General features: G+C 39.4%; 18 protein-coding genes. 8 read left to right on the top strand and 10 right to left on the bottom strand.

Annotated features, from left to right (window positions below; all coding sequences use genetic code 11):
* Nucleotides 1–93: 93 nt before the first annotated feature.
* Together AC4D4B_RS07425 and AC4D4B_RS07420 are read right to left on the bottom strand one after the other, a co-directional pair.
* Nucleotides 94–3561 (bottom strand): lamin tail domain-containing metallophosphoesterase family protein, encoded by a 3468-nt coding sequence (locus AC4D4B_RS07425; RefSeq protein ID WP_490999552.1) that lies wholly within the window; start codon nucleotides 3559–3561, stop codon nucleotides 94–96.
* A gap of 117 nt (nucleotides 3562–3678) precedes the next feature.
* Nucleotides 3679–3900, bottom strand: a complete 222-nt coding sequence (locus tag AC4D4B_RS07420; protein WP_066109413.1) for a YuzB family protein — start codon at nucleotides 3898–3900, stop codon at nucleotides 3679–3681.
* A 229-nt stretch (nucleotides 3901–4129) separates the two neighbouring features.
* Here AC4D4B_RS07420 and AC4D4B_RS07415 point away from each other — a divergent pair, with 229 nt between their 5' ends.
* Complete coding sequence (locus AC4D4B_RS07415) at nucleotides 4130–4861, top strand: RsfA family transcriptional regulator (protein ID WP_066109416.1); 732 nt, start codon at nucleotides 4130–4132, stop codon at nucleotides 4859–4861.
* A gap of 121 nt (nucleotides 4862–4982) precedes the next feature.
* Here the strand turns inward: AC4D4B_RS07415 and lipL are convergent, their stop codons facing one another.
* Both lipL and pta read right to left on the bottom strand, forming a co-directional pair.
* Nucleotides 4983–5810 (bottom strand): octanoyl-[GcvH]:protein N-octanoyltransferase, encoded by an 828-nt coding sequence (gene lipL, locus AC4D4B_RS07410; protein ID WP_490995084.1) that lies wholly within the window; start codon nucleotides 5808–5810, stop codon nucleotides 4983–4985.
* Between the two features lie 61 nt (nucleotides 5811–5871).
* The gene (gene pta / locus AC4D4B_RS07405) at nucleotides 5872–6849 is read right to left on the bottom strand and encodes a phosphate acetyltransferase (RefSeq protein ID WP_490995085.1); all 978 of its coding nucleotides are present in this window, start codon (nucleotides 6847–6849) and stop codon (nucleotides 5872–5874) included.
* A 202-nt stretch (nucleotides 6850–7051) separates the two neighbouring features.
* Between pta and hemQ the strand changes: the two genes are divergently transcribed.
* A complete protein-coding gene (gene hemQ / locus AC4D4B_RS07400; protein ID WP_490995086.1) occupies nucleotides 7052–7801 on the top strand; it encodes a hydrogen peroxide-dependent heme synthase in 750 nt (249 codons plus the stop codon).
* A gap of 148 nt (nucleotides 7802–7949) precedes the next feature.
* Here hemQ and AC4D4B_RS07395 read toward each other — a convergent pair whose 3' ends face one another.
* Nucleotides 7950–8396, bottom strand: a complete 447-nt coding sequence (locus tag AC4D4B_RS07395) for a hypothetical protein (protein WP_490999551.1) — start codon at nucleotides 8394–8396, stop codon at nucleotides 7950–7952.
* A gap of 230 nt (nucleotides 8397–8626) precedes the next feature.
* On the opposite strand from AC4D4B_RS07395, the gene AC4D4B_RS07390 reads away from it, so the two are divergent.
* Nucleotides 8627–9049: a cell wall hydrolase gene (locus tag AC4D4B_RS07390; RefSeq protein WP_490995088.1), complete on the top strand. Its 423-nt coding sequence runs from the start codon at nucleotides 8627–8629 to the stop codon at nucleotides 9047–9049.
* A gap of 33 nt (nucleotides 9050–9082) precedes the next feature.
* Nucleotides 9083–9565 carry a spore coat protein GerQ gene (gene gerQ / locus AC4D4B_RS07385; RefSeq protein ID WP_490999550.1) on the top strand — a complete coding sequence of 161 codons (483 nt, stop codon included), beginning with the start codon at nucleotides 9083–9085 and terminating at the stop codon, nucleotides 9563–9565.
* A gap of 113 nt (nucleotides 9566–9678) precedes the next feature.
* Here the strand turns inward: gerQ and AC4D4B_RS07380 are convergent, their stop codons facing one another.
* From AC4D4B_RS07380 to AC4D4B_RS07370, 3 genes are all read right to left on the bottom strand, one after another.
* Complete coding sequence (locus AC4D4B_RS07380) at nucleotides 9679–10050, bottom strand: DUF423 domain-containing protein (RefSeq protein ID WP_066109432.1); 372 nt, start codon at nucleotides 10048–10050, stop codon at nucleotides 9679–9681.
* 20 nt (nucleotides 10051–10070) lie between these two features.
* A complete protein-coding gene (locus tag AC4D4B_RS07375) occupies nucleotides 10071–10343 on the bottom strand; it encodes a DUF5327 family protein (RefSeq protein ID WP_140461906.1) in 273 nt (90 codons plus the stop codon).
* 77 nt (nucleotides 10344–10420) lie between these two features.
* A complete protein-coding gene (locus tag AC4D4B_RS07370; RefSeq protein ID WP_490999549.1) occupies nucleotides 10421–11101 on the bottom strand; it encodes a uracil-DNA glycosylase in 681 nt (226 codons plus the stop codon).
* 164 nt (nucleotides 11102–11265) lie between these two features.
* Here AC4D4B_RS07370 and AC4D4B_RS07365 point away from each other — a divergent pair, with 164 nt between their 5' ends.
* The 4 genes from AC4D4B_RS07365 (at nucleotide 11266) to bshB2 (ending at nucleotide 14070) form a co-directional block, all read left to right on the top strand.
* Nucleotides 11266–11619 (top strand): YflT domain-containing protein, encoded by a 354-nt coding sequence (locus AC4D4B_RS07365; RefSeq protein WP_066109441.1) that lies wholly within the window; start codon nucleotides 11266–11268, stop codon nucleotides 11617–11619.
* A 444-nt stretch (nucleotides 11620–12063) separates the two neighbouring features.
* The gene (gene pdxK / locus AC4D4B_RS07360) at nucleotides 12064–12873 is read left to right on the top strand and encodes a pyridoxine/pyridoxal/pyridoxamine kinase (protein WP_490999548.1); all 810 of its coding nucleotides are present in this window, start codon (nucleotides 12064–12066) and stop codon (nucleotides 12871–12873) included.
* 150 nt (nucleotides 12874–13023) lie between these two features.
* A complete protein-coding gene (locus tag AC4D4B_RS07355) occupies nucleotides 13024–13374 on the top strand; it encodes a YojF family protein (protein ID WP_066109446.1) in 351 nt (116 codons plus the stop codon).
* A gap of 18 nt (nucleotides 13375–13392) precedes the next feature.
* On the top strand, nucleotides 13393–14070 hold the full coding sequence (gene bshB2, locus AC4D4B_RS07350) for a bacillithiol biosynthesis deacetylase BshB2 (protein WP_490999547.1): 678 nt from the start codon (nucleotides 13393–13395) through the stop codon (nucleotides 14068–14070).
* Nucleotides 14071–14238: 168 nt separating this feature from the next.
* On the opposite strand, the gene AC4D4B_RS07345 is transcribed toward bshB2, so the two are convergent.
* A complete protein-coding gene (locus AC4D4B_RS07345; RefSeq protein WP_490995093.1) occupies nucleotides 14239–15099 on the bottom strand; it encodes a Cof-type HAD-IIB family hydrolase in 861 nt (286 codons plus the stop codon).
* Complete coding sequence (locus AC4D4B_RS07340) at nucleotides 15096–15776, bottom strand: DNA alkylation repair protein (RefSeq protein ID WP_490999546.1); 681 nt, start codon at nucleotides 15774–15776, stop codon at nucleotides 15096–15098. Before AC4D4B_RS07340 ends, AC4D4B_RS07345 begins: the two co-directional genes overlap by 4 nt.
* Nucleotides 15777–16097: the final 321 nt, after the last annotated feature.

The raw sequence follows: 16097 nt of genomic DNA, 5'->3' as shown, positions 1-16097 counted from the left end.
CGTTTCCAGTTCCAATTTCGATACTATCAACCAAACAAACATAGGCAGTTGAAGAAATTCCAACTGCCTTTTATCTTTTATTAGATCGTTTTTTTATTTAGTCGTAAATTTCCAAACCGGAGAACGTGACCGCCCTCCATAGCTGTCGCTCACTTCAACATACCAGAAATAATCGTGTTTGTGTTTTAGATCCTTTAGGCGGATTTGTACTTTCTCGTGATTCCTTCCGTCCTTATCTTCACCCAAAATGGTATTCGAATACACATTTACGCCAATATAATCTGTCGCCACCTGTTTCTGAATCGGGTTCAGCTCCATTTGGTCAATCGTAAATTCATCGACTTCAGGCTCAAAATAATTATAGTCATCCAAGTAAGGAGAATACGTTTTGACTGATAACTGCTTTGCCTCCGGATTAAAATGGAGCATCCGCATATACCCAGCCCCACCTTCCGGCCCGCTCTGATAGTCGGCCAGCATTTCATACACCTTACGGAATTTCGTTGGGCTTCCCTTTAGAGGAATGGTCGCTACATTGCGGCTTGCCCCTGAAATATGCCCTGCAAGAACCAGCTTAATATTCTCGTATTTCCGAACAATTTCTTTAAAGACCTGATTACCGTTATACGTCCTTCTCCCTTTATGGTCGAGATAATTATGGATCGCCAGCACCACATTTCTATCTGAGTATTGGTTTAATACCTTATCAACCCAATCCAGAGTTGCAGTCGTGGTTTCTTTACCCCAGCCCAGATACAGGAAGAGGAAATCATGCCCGCCAAAGGAAGCTAAATCATAGTGATTCGTGTTATTTTCCATCCCACCTCCGTAATGGGATGTATGCTTAAATCTTTTTTCGCCAAAGTATTTACCATAATTGCGATAATCCAGTACCAAGTTTCCCACATCATGATTCCCGGACACTACCCCATAAGGAACATGGTGTTCATCCAAAATGCCCATACTCTTATCCGCGATATCCCATTGCTCCATATCCCATCTGACATTAATAATATCCCCTGTATGAATGACGTATTCTGCATTTCCGAGCTGATTTTGGATCCTAATCCAGTTCGTCATCACTGGGAAAATATGTGGGAATGATTCAGAATAATATTGGGTATCTGACATCCAGATCAAATTAAATGGACGATTCACTTCACCAATAATTTGATCCTGCACAAGGACCTGCAGCTTTTGATTTTTTAAATAGGCCTCTGTCTCGACACTAGCTTTCAACGAAAAATCCTTATTGCCGTAGCCATACGCTAATGCATCCCATCTAGATTTTTGTATGTTCCAGGCATATAGAGTGACCTTTCTTCCCTGTAAGGAATGCCCGACCCACTTTACTTCAACCTCTTTCATCTCCGCAGGTGTTTCATCCAGTGAAATCTCAAACCGCTGATACGGAAATCCTTTATTTGAGGCAGTCACCCAATAAGTCTTATCTGCTTTGGCTATCTGCTTTACCTGCTTGGCTAAGATACCTGTTTCACGCGGATAAGTCTGGTTGGGCGGCGGTTCCTCATCTGCAATATTGGAAAATGCTTTTAATTGATTCCTCCCTTTGGAGGTGTAATCATAACGATTGCCTGAGAAAAACTTAGCCACTATTTGATCATTAGTTGGATCTTCTACCTTCACGCTTAGCTTCGGATGAACAGATACTTTTGTATCATTATCAAGCGGTATGGCTTGATTCATAATAATAGGTGCTTCATCCACAATCTTAAAATGAATCGTTTCCTTTTTGCGATTCCCAGCTGCATCTACTGACATGAAGGTTACCTTGTGTTTCCCTTTAGACAGTCTGCCCGAAGAGGTCGTATATGGCAGAGTGATTTCCCGACCATCAAGATAGCCTTTAATGGAGGCTATTGAAGTCACCTCATCCTCGGGGTTTGCATCAATGGTGAATGTTCCCTTATAGGTTCTGCCATTCAGCGGTGTTTTTACATGGAGCTTTGGTGCTGTATTATCAAAAACAACATCTGCCTGGTGAATGGATGTGCCTTTAGATTGAATACTATGGACTCCATCCTGATAAGCCATCGTATCAATCTCTGCTTCCTCTGCTGTGAACATAGCTGCCGGGATGATAAATTCGTAGGATAGGATTAACACTCCCTGATTACCCACCTTCCATTCCTGAGCTTCCCGAGTGCTTTCTCGATTCTCATCACCATCTCCCGTGATTGAATTTACACTGATTGGGCGAATCATCGTACCATCACCCATCAGCAGCTTTATATTCTTGATAGAAAAGCGGTCGACATCTTTTTCTTCAACTGTACTTCCGGGCATAAATGTTTCCTTCTTCGTGCCTGTGTGGATGGAAATCGTATTTTTGCCCGGTTTGAGTTCATCAATTGGAATTGACAATTCATATGGAAGATATAATCCTGCTGTAGGCTTTAATTTGGATATTAAACGGTCTCCCATGTAAACTGCACTTTTCTTTCTTTCATCAATGCCAAGGCCTTCAAACACAATTGCAGCAGGACGGCTCAAGACCCTCTGTGTCTTCAATTTTTGTCCATCAACCGTAAGCTTAATCTGTTCCTCAGCTGTTGCCTTTTGAACCTGTATCTTTTTTGTACCTTTTAAAATCGTATTTTTTTGGACAGAAAGCCCCGGCTTTAGGGGTTTGTACATATCTGGATTCCCTATTTTTATCGTCTTTGTCCCTTTTTCGGGGTATCTAATGACATGCTGTCCATCCGATATTTCTATATAATACTCAAAGGTTGGAACAGAACCATATACATCGTATCGAGATATAATTGATTGATAAGAAGTCGTCGTTTTCATAAGCATATTTGCTTGTGTGAAAGCAGAATCCTGACCTCTTTTATAAAAAATTTCTGCCCGCTTAATTAGATGTTCATCCTCAATTTCAATCTCGATGGAGACATCCGATCGCTCTGGGACTTCTTTTGGCATGGTCACCGGTCTGACAATCGGCTTTGTAGTATCCGTCTGCTTATTGGCATTTAACGGGACTTGTTCATTACTCACTTGACCGGGTGTATTCTCTTTAATCCGTTTATCCTGTTTTAATTTTTTTGCCCCCATATCCTGCTTATAATGGATGAGTCCCTTATCGTAGGATACATATGAAATAACCGCTCCTGTATCAGTTGCCAGAACAACCGTATTTTTGCTGCTATTGTGTAAGTTACCTTCCAGGCGAATCAGTTGTTTATGATCCACTGAGGCATGAAAATGGCGTTTGAAATCCTTAAAATTAAACTCATCTTTGCTGGCAGCATTTTTAATCCAAATGATTTTCGTAGATTTTGGCTCTATAAAAGTTGATTCTTTTATATCCCATACTTGCATCGATTTATTCATAGAGAGGTATCGCAGATTGTAGTCATGTAAATCGATTGGTACGTCTGTATTATTATAGATTTCGATATATTCATACGTTTTTCCCTGCGCAGAAATCTCTGTAATCAGTAAATCTGGTGGATCATTCGAAAGCGCTATGCTAATTTCGGGATTAAGCCATATACAACAAACTACAGTTAAAATCAGTACACCTATTTTTTTCATATATAATCCTCAATTCCCCATTCAAAGATTGATACCTTAGTATGGATTATTAGACCGGATTTTATGAAAAAAAGTCGCTCTTCTAAAATTTGAACTTTTAGAGGAGCGACTTTTTATTTATTTTATCTTAGCTTTTACTTTTTCAATTAATTCATCTTCTGTTGGTGCAGCTACTGGACGATTATTGACGAACGCAAATGATTTTTTGCGTCCAGGTCCACAGTAGGACTGGCATCCAATCTCAATTTTTGCATCGGGATCGAGCTTGTTTAGTTTTGGTAGCAATGTCTTTAGGTTTGTAGCCTGACAGTCGTCACATACTCTAAATTCGTTCGACATGACCGCCTATCCTTTCTTGCCAAAAAATTTGACTCTTTGTTAGTTGTGAGCCTCTTGGGACTAAAGCGTATTGTATCACTCCGGCTCCCCTATTTGCAAGAATCGGCTAAATATCTATTAGGTTAATGAAAAAATCTAGTAACCTGTATAAACTTTGTTCTTTTTGTCCATGCTAGAACCATAATTTGCAAATTTATTTTAAATCTTATAGAAAAGGGAGTTGCAGATCATGAAAATCAGACAAGATGCATGGACTGAAGAAAATGATTTATTACTAGCAGAAACTGTTTTAAGACACGTCCGCGAAGGCAGTACCCAATTGAATGCATTTGACGAAGTTGGAGATAAATTGAACCGTACCGCAGCTGCTTGTGGATTTAGATGGAATGCGGTTGTAAGACATACTTATGAGAAAGCATTGCAGCTTGCCCGTAAACAGCGTAAACAACGCCAAAGATTGCTTGGAAAGGATCAGGGCGGCAAAAAGAAAATCCTATACCAGCCACCGACTCCATCTTTACGAGACTTTGAAACAGTGACTACCGCAATGGAAGATGAATTGATGGACATGGATATTTCCACCGAACAAAAAGATACTGAAACATTTGAGCAAACAAGCCTATTTCCAGTGCTGGAAGAATACAAGACTCCGGCTTTGACGATGGACGATGTTATTGTATTCTTACAATCTTATGATACAAACAGCCTGAAACTGCAAGCATTACAATCTGAAAATGAAAGATTGCGCCTTGAAATCAGGGAACTGAAAAATACAAATAAAGAATTGCAGCACAAGCTTGATAATGTTGAAGAAAATACCGTTACGATTCAGGAAGACTACGAAACACTCATGAATATTATGAATCGTGCCCGTAAATTAGCTTTATTGGATGAAGATGACCGACAAGCTACTAAATTTAAGATGGATCGTAATGGAAATCTAGAAAAAATCGCAGAATAAATATAAAAAGCCGGCTCCTTCATAAGAGCCGGCTTTCATCTGTACTATCAAACCATTCTCACTTTCATTCAAGCATATAAGATACTACTTTTGACAGCCCCTTCTAAAACAATAGAAAGATTTAATCGATTGCCAATTTCGCATTGCGGTCTTGCATTCTTTCTAAATAGGATTCAAATAGTGGCATTTCTGCTTCCGTCAAAGAATTCATCTCAATCTGCCCGGAATGATCCTGTAATGCCTTCATTAAGCGTAGCATTACATCATTGACAGTCAGCTCGACACCGAGCAAATCAGATAAGGAAGCCATAACTTTTGGATCCACAGTAGGGTAAACAAATTTCGTCTCAGTCCCATTTAGAGCAATTTTATAAAAATCTCTCACTAATGCGGCTCTTTGTTCAGCATCCCCATTGATATCCAAGTAGATTTGTACTGCTACACCATGACGGATTCTCCTTTGAGAGATACCGGCAAATTTTTTGCCATCAATGCTTAAATCATAGCTTCCCGGACAATAAGAGCCTACGATTTCACCCGCTTTAATCTCATTATCAAAGTCTCGAAACATGTACTTGATCAGTTCCCACATAGCGTCATATCCGCGATTAATCTCTATTTTCCGGTCTTTTTCCGGAAAAACAAGCGTCAGGTTCAAAATTCCTTCATCCAATACAACGGCCAATCCGCCTGAATTTCGGACAATACAGTCATAGCCCTTCTCATGCAGGAAATCAGCAGCTTGCTTCAGCATCGGGAGCCTACCGTCCTGTATACCCATCACAACTGTTTTTTGATGAACCCAAGCCCGTACGGTAACCGGTGAGTTCCCAGCTCCAACTGAAGCGCATAATGTATCGTCAATCGCAAATGATTGAATGGCACGTGTATGCATACCTGATTGACTATGGTCAATGATTCTCCAGCGATCCTGTTGTAATAAATTCATCTTACCTCTCTCCATCTATAAAAAAATAGGCGCCAAAAGGCGCCATAGGTCACTTATAAACTTATTTTACCAAAGCTTGAGAAGCTGTGATCAGTGCAAGGTTGTATACATCCTCTGCGTTACATCCTCTGGATAGGTCGTTCACAGGAGCATTTAGACCTTGCAGGATTGGTCCAACTGCTTCAAATCCGCCAAGGCGCTGTGCAATTTTATATCCAATATTACCTGCTTCAAGGCTAGGGAATACAAATACATTTGCAGAACCTTGAAGTGGAGAGTTAGGAGCTTTAGATGCAGCAACAGATGGAACAATCGCTGCGTCGAATTGAATTTCTCCGTCTACGATTAATTGTGGGTCCATCTCCGTTACAAGCTTAACAGCATCCGCCACTTTTGTTGTTTCTTCAGATACAGCAGAACCAACTGTGGAGAAGCTAAGCATTGCAACACGTGGATCTAAATCAAACATGCGCGCTGTTCTAGCACTTTCAATTGCAATTTCAGCAAGATCCTGGCTATCTGGAGCAATGTTGATTGCGCAGTCTGCAAATACGTATTTTTCATCACCTTTAACCATGATGAATACTCCAGACGTCTTTTTAACGCCTGCTTTTGTTTTAATGATTTGCAATGCAGGACGTACTGTATCTGCTGTAGAATGCGCAGCACCGCTGACCAAACCATCTGCTTTATTTAGATATACAAGCATTGTTCCGAAATAGTTTTCGTCAAGTAAGATTTTACGTGCTTGTTCTTCAGTCGCTTTACCTTTACGACGTTCAACGAAAGCTGTCACAAGCTCGTCCATCATAATATATGTAGCAGGATCGTAAATTTCCATATTATCTACAGAAATATTCATATCCTTCGCTTTTTTTGTGATTTCATCAATATTTCCAACTAAGATTGGAATGATTGTTTTATCAGCTGCCAATCTTCCGGCTGCTTCAAGAATTCTTTCATCCATTCCTTCTGGGAATACAATTCGCAATTGATTGCCAGAAACTTTTTCTTTTAAAGTTGTAAATAAATTACTCATTTTTTATGTCCTCCTCAAAATGTCACTCTACCTAGAATACACCTTTATGATGAATTATTTAATAGGTTTGCCTTATTTTTTAAAATTATAGCGGTATGTCAAAATATCGACAAGTTTATTGAAGACTTGATTCAAGAAAATATTCCATTGATTGTGATATAGTAAATGGCATGAACGAAATGTTATGTAGGAGATGATAAGTATGAGTGAAGCAGCTAAAACATTAGACGGTTGGTATTGTTTACACGACTTCCGTACAATTGACTGGTTATCCTGGAAAATGTTACCTGAAGACGAACGCGCCACTGCCATCAATGAATTCCTGGGATTGGTTGAAAAATGGAATAAAACTCAGAATGAAAACCAAGGCAGTCATGCTCTTTATACAATTGTCGGACAAAAAGCAGACTTTATGATGATGCTTTTACGCCCAACAATGGAAGAATTAAATGCACTTGAATTAGAGTTTAATAAAACTAAATTAGCAGAGTTCACAATTCCGGCACATTCTTATGTATCTGTTGTTGAGCTAAGTAATTATCTGCCTTCTGATTCAGATGAAGATCCATATCAGAATCCTCATGTTCGTTCCAGACTATACCCGATCTTGCCGACATCTAAGCATGTTTGCTTCTATCCGATGGACAAGCGTCGTCAAGGCAATGATAACTGGTATATGCTTCCGATGGAGGATCGTAAAAAACTTATGTATTCTCACGGAATGATTGGCCGACAATATGCTGGCAAGGTTAAACAAATTATTTCTGGATCCGTAGGATTCGATGATTATGAGTGGGGCGTTACTCTTTTCGCAGATGACGTTCTCCAATTTAAAAAATTGGTTTATGAAATGCGTTTCGATGAAGTGAGTGCCCGTTACGGTGAATTTGGTTCCTTCTTTGTTGGAAATATCCTTACACCTGAACGTATCAGCGAATTTTTACATGTTTAAATAGGATAAAAGGAAGTGCCTTTAAAAGCCATTATACATGGTGGATAGGGCACTTTTTTGTTGTCTAAGCACCAGGATTTTCGCTTTAATAGTCCAGGTTGTGAATACCCAGAACACACTACTTTTTATTTATTTACACAGAAATGAATTATCGAGGAATTTTAGACTTGTAATTTTGAAAGATGATAGCTAAGATTATCAAAATAATCATGATAACAGCAGCTATGAAATAGAAATTAGTAATAATATTCATTATATGGAATGGAGCTTCATAATCATAAACAGCCTTGACCCACCGCTTATCATCTTTTACTGCAATTGCAGTGGATACCGGTGTCCCCTTTATTTCATAATACTCTGTCCCCTTCGGATAAAGGTTTGAAGCATTTCCCCAATAACTGCCTGTCTCGTCATTTGCTTCAGTATCCACTTCCCCTATGTTCATTCCAATCTCATGATCTTCAATCATTTCGTTTTCTCTAACTTCATAAACCTTCCCTTCCCAAACAACAAAGACTGATGCCCATTTTAATGCCTGAGCATTTGAGGAAGATATAACGATAAATAAAAACGATAACAGCATGATTTTTTTCATAAATACCTCCGGGCAGCTAACCTTTTTAAATTTCTTTATAAAAAAAATTATGTGAATAATAAATTCCACAATATAAGGCAATCTCTCTGCTGCTCTTATTGAAATGGATTAAGTAATATCCTTTTTTATCATAAGCCGGTCTCCCCCTGCATAATTTTCTATAGTGAGCATACCTTTTACGTATCAACAACACATCATGAAATGACCTATCGAAAAGAGGTGCTTCAAGCATGGCAGTTATAAAAGCTACTGAGGAGGATATAAAAGTTCTCGCCCGATTAATGAGAGCGGAAGCTGAGGGCGAAGGAAACTTGGGCATGCTATTAGTCGGCAATGTCGGCGTCAACAGAGTTCGTGGTGAATGTTTGGATTTTGTGAATATCCGATCGATTCCTCAAATGGTGTTCCAAAACCCCGGTGGATTTGAATCGACACAAAAAGGATACTTTTATCAACGTGCAAGAGAGAGTGAAATCAGGCTGGCTAGAAGAGTCGTCAACGGGGAACGTTTTAATCCGGCCACGAACTCCCTTTGGTTCTTCAGACCAGAAGGAAGCTGCCCGGCCCAATGGTATGGTCAATATAATTCCGGGCGATACAAATCACATTGTTTCTTTTCACCGACACAGGCTGATTGTCCAACAGTTTTTTAGAAAACTATTGTTTAACAGAGGAGGAGTCATTTTATGAAACAACCGGGTTCACAATCATACGGGGGCGGGCAACCGTACGGAGGAGGATATCAAGTCCCTTATAATCCCTATATGGCAGGACAAACAGGCATGGGGCAACAACAACAGTTTCAGCCACAACAACAGCAACAACAACTGCCCTTTCCGGCGCAGTCATATACTCTAGGTGGTGGTGGGTCACCGTTACAAACATCTCCGTCGCTTGCTCCGGGTCAATTCGTAGAACAATCCTATATCGAAAATATTCTGCGCTTGAATCGTGGTAAACTCGCTTCGGTATATATGACATTTGAAGGAAGTAAAGATGGCAATACCCGACTATTCAAAGGAATTATCGAAGCAGCCGGTCGAGATCATGTAATCTTAAGTGATCCTCAAACTGGTATGCGCTACCTGTTACCATTGATTTATCTCGATTATGTAACCTTTGATGAAGAAATCGAGTACTCCTATCCTTTTGGTAACTCGTCTCGTTAATGATGAAGGGTAGACATTTCGAGAATAAAGAAATTTGATGAACCATTCATCACTATAGTACATAGAAAAACCGCTTATGTCAGACATAAGCGGTTTTCTATAAATCTAGCAAATTATGAATATTTATAAACGGCTACAATCATTAATACCCATGAAGCAATAAATGCAACACCGCCAAACGGCGTTATAATACCTAGCTTACCAATACTTGCTACACTGAGTACATATAGGCTTCCAGAAAAGAGGATAATTCCAACTAACATGAGCCAGCCTGACCAATTTAACAATTGATGTGAAGATAATCGATCCCACAGCAATCCGATTGCCAATAATCCACCTGCATGAAACATTTGATACTGAACGGCTGTTTTCCAGACCGCCAGAGACTTTTCAGAAATCTTTCCCTCCAGCCCATGAGCTCCGAATGCACCGCATGCCACGGACATCGCAGCATTAATGGCTGCTATAATAATAAATGTTTTCATCCTCGTTTTCTCCTTTGCGTTTAAAAATCAAGCAGTGAATCCCCGTTTGCATCCTCCATCTTAACTGGTTCCTCCTGCGGAAGAGAGACAGTTGGATTCGTTTGCTGAATTGGATTATATGGAACAGTTTTCTTCACGGTTTGTCCTTCCGCCTTGGTATGATCACTTATGACCAAGTCGATTAAGCTTTGAACTGCAATTAGGTAACCATTCCTTTTTTCAGCAGGCGCCATTTTAGCCTTCTGAATCAGTTCATCCATTTTGTCCAATACCTTTTCTGATGTTATTTCCACAGATTCACACCTCTTACCTTCATCTCTTCTTATTCAATTCTATCCTAACTTCGCCAAGGAATCTATTTTTCACAACCTCATGAATTTGGAATGGACCAGTCGATTTCCTCTAACCCATTTTGTCTGAGAAACTCATTCGTTCTAGAAAATGGCTTGCTTCCAAAGAAACCTCGACGGGCAGATAGCGGGCTCGGGTGAACCGAGGTAATGATGTGATGTTTCTTCTGATCAATTAAATGAATTTTGGATTGTGCTGGTTTTCCCCATAATAGGAAAACAACCGGTTCTGATTTTTCATTCAATGTCTCTATTATTTTATCTGTTAATCGCTCCCATCCTTTCCCCTTATGTGAATGGGCTTCTCCCTGTCTGACAGTCAGAACGGTATTTAACAAAAGTACCCCCTGATCCGCCCAACTTTTCAAATATCCATGGTTAGGGACTGGAATTCCCAAGTCATCATTTAGTTCCTTAAAAATATTTCGCAGTGATGGCGGGAGAGCGACTCCAGGCTGTACAGAGAAACTCAATCCATGAGCCTGATTGGGTCCATGGTAAGGATCCTGCCCGAGCAATACCACTTTGACGGATTTAAAATCAGTATAGTGCAAAGCGTTATAGATATCTTCAGCCTTTGGATAGACAATCTCGTTTTCATACTCCTTTTTTATAAAATCACGCAGTACTACATAATACGGTTGTTTGAATTCATCCTGTAAATACTCCAGCCAGTCATTCTGTAAAATTTGGTAACTCATCCAATCCACTCCTTTATATACTCAGAAATTATTATATTTCGAACAATATTTTCCTCTTACACTCTCTTACCCTACTCAACTTATGTTTATAGATTTTTTAATAGGTTATATAAACACTGTAACTACATTTTAAATTAAAATCCAAAAATCGAGGTGGATGCAAGATGTATCAAGTTTTTGTAGTAGAAAATTCAGTTCAAGCTAAAGAGAAAGTTGAACAACTTGCAGCTGAGGGTTTTACAAAAGAGAATGTTTATCTGTTTTCCCATAACAAAGAGTTTTCGAAGGACTTAACTGATGCTACGGATACAGGCAACATTGGTATTGGTGAACAAGGTTTCTTTGAAAGTGTAGGAAATCTGTTCAAAAAACGCGGTGACGAATTGCGCAGCAAGCTTCAATCACTTGGATTATCTGAGTTAGAAGCACAACAATATGAAAAAGACCTTGATGACCACAAAATTGTTATTGTTACTTCGAACCAGGCAAGTGATATTGATAATACAAAAATTATGTAACCGACACAGCATAAAAAGGGCTTAAGGATGGGTTCTCCCTTCCTTGAGCCCTTTTTTAATACCCTCTAATCACATCACATTCGTAAATATCCATCTGATGTTATTACACACAATCAATCATTGTCCATTCTTATCTGCCAGGATCAGATTTTGGGTAAGTAGCTAGCAGCGCTGTACTATGTCTTAATTATCATATAAGCGTTATTGTTATCCTCAATTTTTCACTTATAGTATCATTACTATATGAGTTCTTAGCTCTATAAACTCTTACTGTATACTTCCGGTTTATATCCGTGATAAAATACCACAAAATGGTAATTAGATGTTTATGGTTCACGGATTATGTATACAATTAACAGCATCAGTTTTGTTCCATACATATTGTTTTGGTATGTATTATAAAGTATAACTAAATTAAGTTTTATATTGAGGGAGGATAGGCCGATGAGTCTAAAAAAAGCATTGACAATAGCTGGATCAGACAGCAGTGGCGGGGCAGGACTTCAAGCAGATTTAAAAACATTCCAGGAGCTTGGCGTTTATGGGATGACTGCTGTTACTTCAATCGTTGCGATGGACCCTAAAAACAACTGGTCTCACAATGTATTTTCTGTTGATGTTTCAACTGTGGAGGCACAACTGGATACAATCCTTTCTACAGGGATTGATGCCATGAAAACGGGGATGCTCGGCACTGTTGATATTATTGAACTGGCTGCACGGAAAATCAAAGAATATGGACTTGATAAAGTCGTCATTGACCCTGTAATGGTTTGCAAAGGTACAGATGAAGTGTTAATGCCTGAGAATACAGTGGCAATGAGAGAATTACTTCTCCCTCTTGCTACGGTTGTAACACCAAATCTTTTCGAGGCTTGGCAATTATCCGGGATTGGACCCATCACGACTATTGATGAAATGAAGCAAGCTGCAAAGATTATCCATGATCAAGGGGCAAAATACGTCCTTATCAAGGGTGGCACTAAACTTGATGGGCAAGATAAAGCAATTGACCTGATTTATGATGGAACAGACTATACCATCCTTGAATCCGAAAAGTTTGCGACTACTTATACCCATGGTGCCGGCTGTACAACTGCTGCAGCAATTACTGCTGAGCTGGCTAAAGGGAAAATGGTTGAAGAAGCCTTGGCTACTGCAAAGGAATTTATCTCAGCTGCTATTGAACATGGCTGGAAGCTAAATGAATTTGTTGGACCGGTTATGCATGGTGCTTACCGTACATATAAATAATTTCTTTTTATAACAGGCTGTCCGAAATTTAGGACAGCTTTTTTCCATCACCATTTTTAGCAATTTTTCAGATACTTTAGTATCATAATTAATACAACACCATTTTAATAGGAAACTAATGTGTTCCTTTTTATATAGGAGGTAATCTTAATGAAGCCAATTGACCTGCTTGATTCACAAAAAGCGCTGCAATCATATGCCGGTTTACAGGTTTATTTGCATTTAGAGACAACAAACGGCGCTTATGCCACTCATAATGACGAATCATTCTTCTCAGCAGGTGCGTTTATCCGCAATGTTTCTATTTGTTTTGAAGAAGGTAAAATTATCGGAGACGGTCCTTATCGCGTGGGATTAAGGATGAAGGAAGGCTGGGTATACGCTGAAGGGATTACCCATTATGAAATCGATGAATTTGGCCGCCTTTTAATGGCTGGACTCGACCAGAGCGGAAGACTGGCTGTCGCTTTTGAAATCAGTACTGCCCCGTTTGATAAATAACAAGGAGTTGGGATAAAAATGGATAAAGAGAAACATGTATTAGTCATATTCCCTCATCCTGATGATGAGGCATTTGGGGTTTCCGGAACAATCGCCTCTTATACAAGAGCTGGTACTCCCGTTACCTATGCATGCTTAACGCTTGGTGAAATGGGTCGTAATCTTGGAAATCCTCCTTTTGCAACACGGGAAAGCCTCCCGAAAATCCGTAAGAAAGAATTAATAGACGCTGCACAAATAATGGATATTAAAGATTTACGTATGATGGGACTGCGCGATAAAACTGTTGAATTCGAAAATGAAGAGTGGTTAGCCAATCAAATGACCAAGCTTATTGATGAGCTTGACCCTTCTCTTATTATTACTTTCTATCCAGGATTCAGCGTCCATCCAGATCACGAGGCTTGCGGAAGAGCTGTTGTACAGGCAGTCTCTAAAATCAATCCTGAAAAAAGACCGAAGCTTCATTGTGTAGCCTTTTCCAACAACCATCAGGATGTCCTTGGAGAGCCTGATATCATAAATAATATTCAAGATGTAATTGAGACTAAACTAAAGGCAATCTCTGCCCACCGCTCTCAAACCGAGGCGATGATGGCTGGTTGGCCTGAATTACTCGCCCAAAAGAATAAAGAGCTTGAAAGCCGCCTTTTCTTTGAAAGATTTTATTCATATAAATGGCCTGAAAAAATATAAGAATTAGGATTTAGAAAAGCTGTCATACTAATGACGGCTTTTTTTGCATAAAAAAAACCGCCTTCATTACTAAAGGCGGTTCAAAAAAAAGGGGGGGGATACTTTGGAAAACTTCATTGTAGTACTATGATAGCCATATTCTGGCCCATCTATACCTAATTTTTAAAATTATTTTTGAACGATGTGCTTATAAATGATATGGGCGACACCATCATCTTCATTTGTTAAGGTGACATCCTTGCAAAGCCCCTTAATCTCATCGGATGCATTACCCATAGCAACGGACAGTCCCGCTTTTTCAAACATAGATACATCATTAAAGTTATCTCCAACAGCAATTGTTTCTTCAAGTGGGATTTGTAATTTTTTTAGCAATTTCTCCAAAGCTATGCCTTTAGAAACACCACTCTGGTTAATTTCGATATTCCCTTTACCGGATGAAGTGACCGTTAGTCCTTCCATCTCTCCAAGGATTGTGCCCGTATTTTTTAATTTACTCTTATCAGAGGAAAAGACTAGTATTTTGTATATTTCGATATCCTCTTCATTAATTAGCTGGAAGTAATCATCTGTCGCAAATAAGAATCCAAATTTAATTCTGCCTTCAGCAAATTCACGAACTTTTTCTTCTTCCTGATCGGGATTGGCACTCAAGATGATATCGACGAGTGAATCAATAGCCTTTTCGGGGTTTTTGGAAAATGTCCCCCTGTTTGTATACATTTCAAAATAAAGACCCATTTCTTCCAAAAGCTTAACTGTCTCCACTAAGCTCTCTTGCTTCATCGGATTGGAATCTACCAAACTGCCTTCCTGATTATAAACAGCTGCTCCATTTAAACTGATAATAGGGCAGTGAAAGTTAATTTCATCAAGTGCAAACCTTGCTTCTTTATAAGATCGGCCCGTAGCAACAATTACTTGTCCCCCACTATCTCTTACTGCCTCCATGGCCTTTCGGTTCTCGTCACTTACCATCTGATGTTCATTCAGTAATGTTCCATCCATATCGGTTGCTATACATTTCATACAGGTTCCCCCTTTAGAAAATGCTTACTACCTTCTCTTCTGCTGAGAGGTGCAAGCTCTGTTTTTTTTATAAAGTTCTTCACAGACTCCGGATCCGTTTTTGAATATTCTCTCAGTGCCCACCCAATCGCTTTTTGAATAAAGAATTCTTTACTATCCGCATTTTTCAATATGTAGTCATATAAGATTCTCTCATTTGTTTGACCTTTATAGGAAAGTTGAAAGAGGATTGCTGTTCTACGTAGCCACATATTATTATCTATTACCCAATCATTCAAGATAGTATCTATTAAATCAGGATTTCTTAATACCAAATTGCCAACCAGCTTAGAGGCAATCATATCTACGGTATCCCACCATGATTTTGTTGTAATTAATGTTTTTAACAACGGTAAATCCTTTACTTCCAGTTTCCCAATATAGTTAGCGAGGTAATCAAGTGCTGCATTTTGCCATTCTCTTTCCGGCATATCCCAAAGCTTTAAGCAAAATTCATGTGAAAGCGGCATAGCAAGAATACCGGTTTCCTTAAAAAATACAGACATACACTTTCTTCTTTCCGGGGTTTTAATCCCGTAAAAAGGAAATTGATTTTTCATATAACGTGCCATTGCAACTGCTTGTTCTTCATTCTTTTCATTCTCAAATAACTGTTTTAAACGGTCAATATAATCCACATTTCCACCTCACCTATTAGGGCCTTGCCACTCGAGTCATAAGTGTATCTGTTAAAATGGAGGAAAAGCGTCCTACCTCCGACCCTCTCCTTATGCTTGTCGGAGCTGGGCAGTCGCCTCAGCTTTTTGTTTAATCCACCTTCAGGGCCTAACCGCTCGAGTCATAAGTGTAGCTGCTGCAGTAGAGGAAAAGCGCTCTCCCTCCGTGCTTGTCGGAGTTGGGCAGTCGCCTCAGCTTTTTGATTAATCTAGCTTCGGCTCCTAGCTCCTCGAGGTCATAAGGATAGCCTCTACGGAGGTCAACAGGACGTTGATCACAAA

Source organism: Pradoshia sp. Z6_59 (assembly GCF_058267515.1).
The sequence above is the reverse complement of the archived record's forward strand: the minus strand, read 5'-3'. Positions and strand labels throughout refer to the sequence as shown.

Bases quoted from the DNA above. Each gene is read 5' to 3' on its own strand.
- AC4D4B_RS07425 (WP_490999552.1), bottom strand. From the start codon at position 3,561: ATGAAAAAAATAGGTGTACTGATTTTAACTGTAGTTTGTTGTATATGG.
- AC4D4B_RS07420 (WP_066109413.1), bottom strand. From the start codon at position 3,900: ATGTCGAACGAATTTAGAGTATGTGACGACTGTCAGGCTACAAACCTA.
- AC4D4B_RS07415 (WP_066109416.1), top strand. From the start codon at position 4,130: ATGAAAATCAGACAAGATGCATGGACTGAAGAAAATGATTTATTACTA.
- lipL (WP_490995084.1), bottom strand. From the start codon at position 5,810: ATGAATTTATTACAACAGGATCGCTGGAGAATCATTGACCATAGTCAA.
- pta (WP_490995085.1), bottom strand. From the start codon at position 6,849: ATGAGTAATTTATTTACAACTTTAAAAGAAAAAGTTTCTGGCAATCAA.
- hemQ (WP_490995086.1), top strand. From the start codon at position 7,052: ATGAGTGAAGCAGCTAAAACATTAGACGGTTGGTATTGTTTACACGAC.
- AC4D4B_RS07395 (WP_490999551.1), bottom strand. From the start codon at position 8,396: ATGAAAAAAATCATGCTGTTATCGTTTTTATTTATCGTTATATCTTCC.
- AC4D4B_RS07390 (WP_490995088.1), top strand. From the start codon at position 8,627: ATGGCAGTTATAAAAGCTACTGAGGAGGATATAAAAGTTCTCGCCCGA.
- gerQ (WP_490999550.1), top strand. From the start codon at position 9,083: ATGAAACAACCGGGTTCACAATCATACGGGGGCGGGCAACCGTACGGA.
- AC4D4B_RS07380 (WP_066109432.1), bottom strand. From the start codon at position 10,050: ATGAAAACATTTATTATTATAGCAGCCATTAATGCTGCGATGTCCGTG.
- AC4D4B_RS07370 (WP_490999549.1), bottom strand. From the start codon at position 11,101: ATGAGTTACCAAATTTTACAGAATGACTGGCTGGAGTATTTACAGGAT.
- AC4D4B_RS07365 (WP_066109441.1), top strand. From the start codon at position 11,266: ATGTATCAAGTTTTTGTAGTAGAAAATTCAGTTCAAGCTAAAGAGAAA.
- pdxK (WP_490999548.1), top strand. From the start codon at position 12,064: ATGAGTCTAAAAAAAGCATTGACAATAGCTGGATCAGACAGCAGTGGC.
- AC4D4B_RS07355 (WP_066109446.1), top strand. From the start codon at position 13,024: ATGAAGCCAATTGACCTGCTTGATTCACAAAAAGCGCTGCAATCATAT.
- bshB2 (WP_490999547.1), top strand. From the start codon at position 13,393: ATGGATAAAGAGAAACATGTATTAGTCATATTCCCTCATCCTGATGAT.
- AC4D4B_RS07345 (WP_490995093.1), bottom strand. From the start codon at position 15,099: ATGAAATGTATAGCAACCGATATGGATGGAACATTACTGAATGAACAT.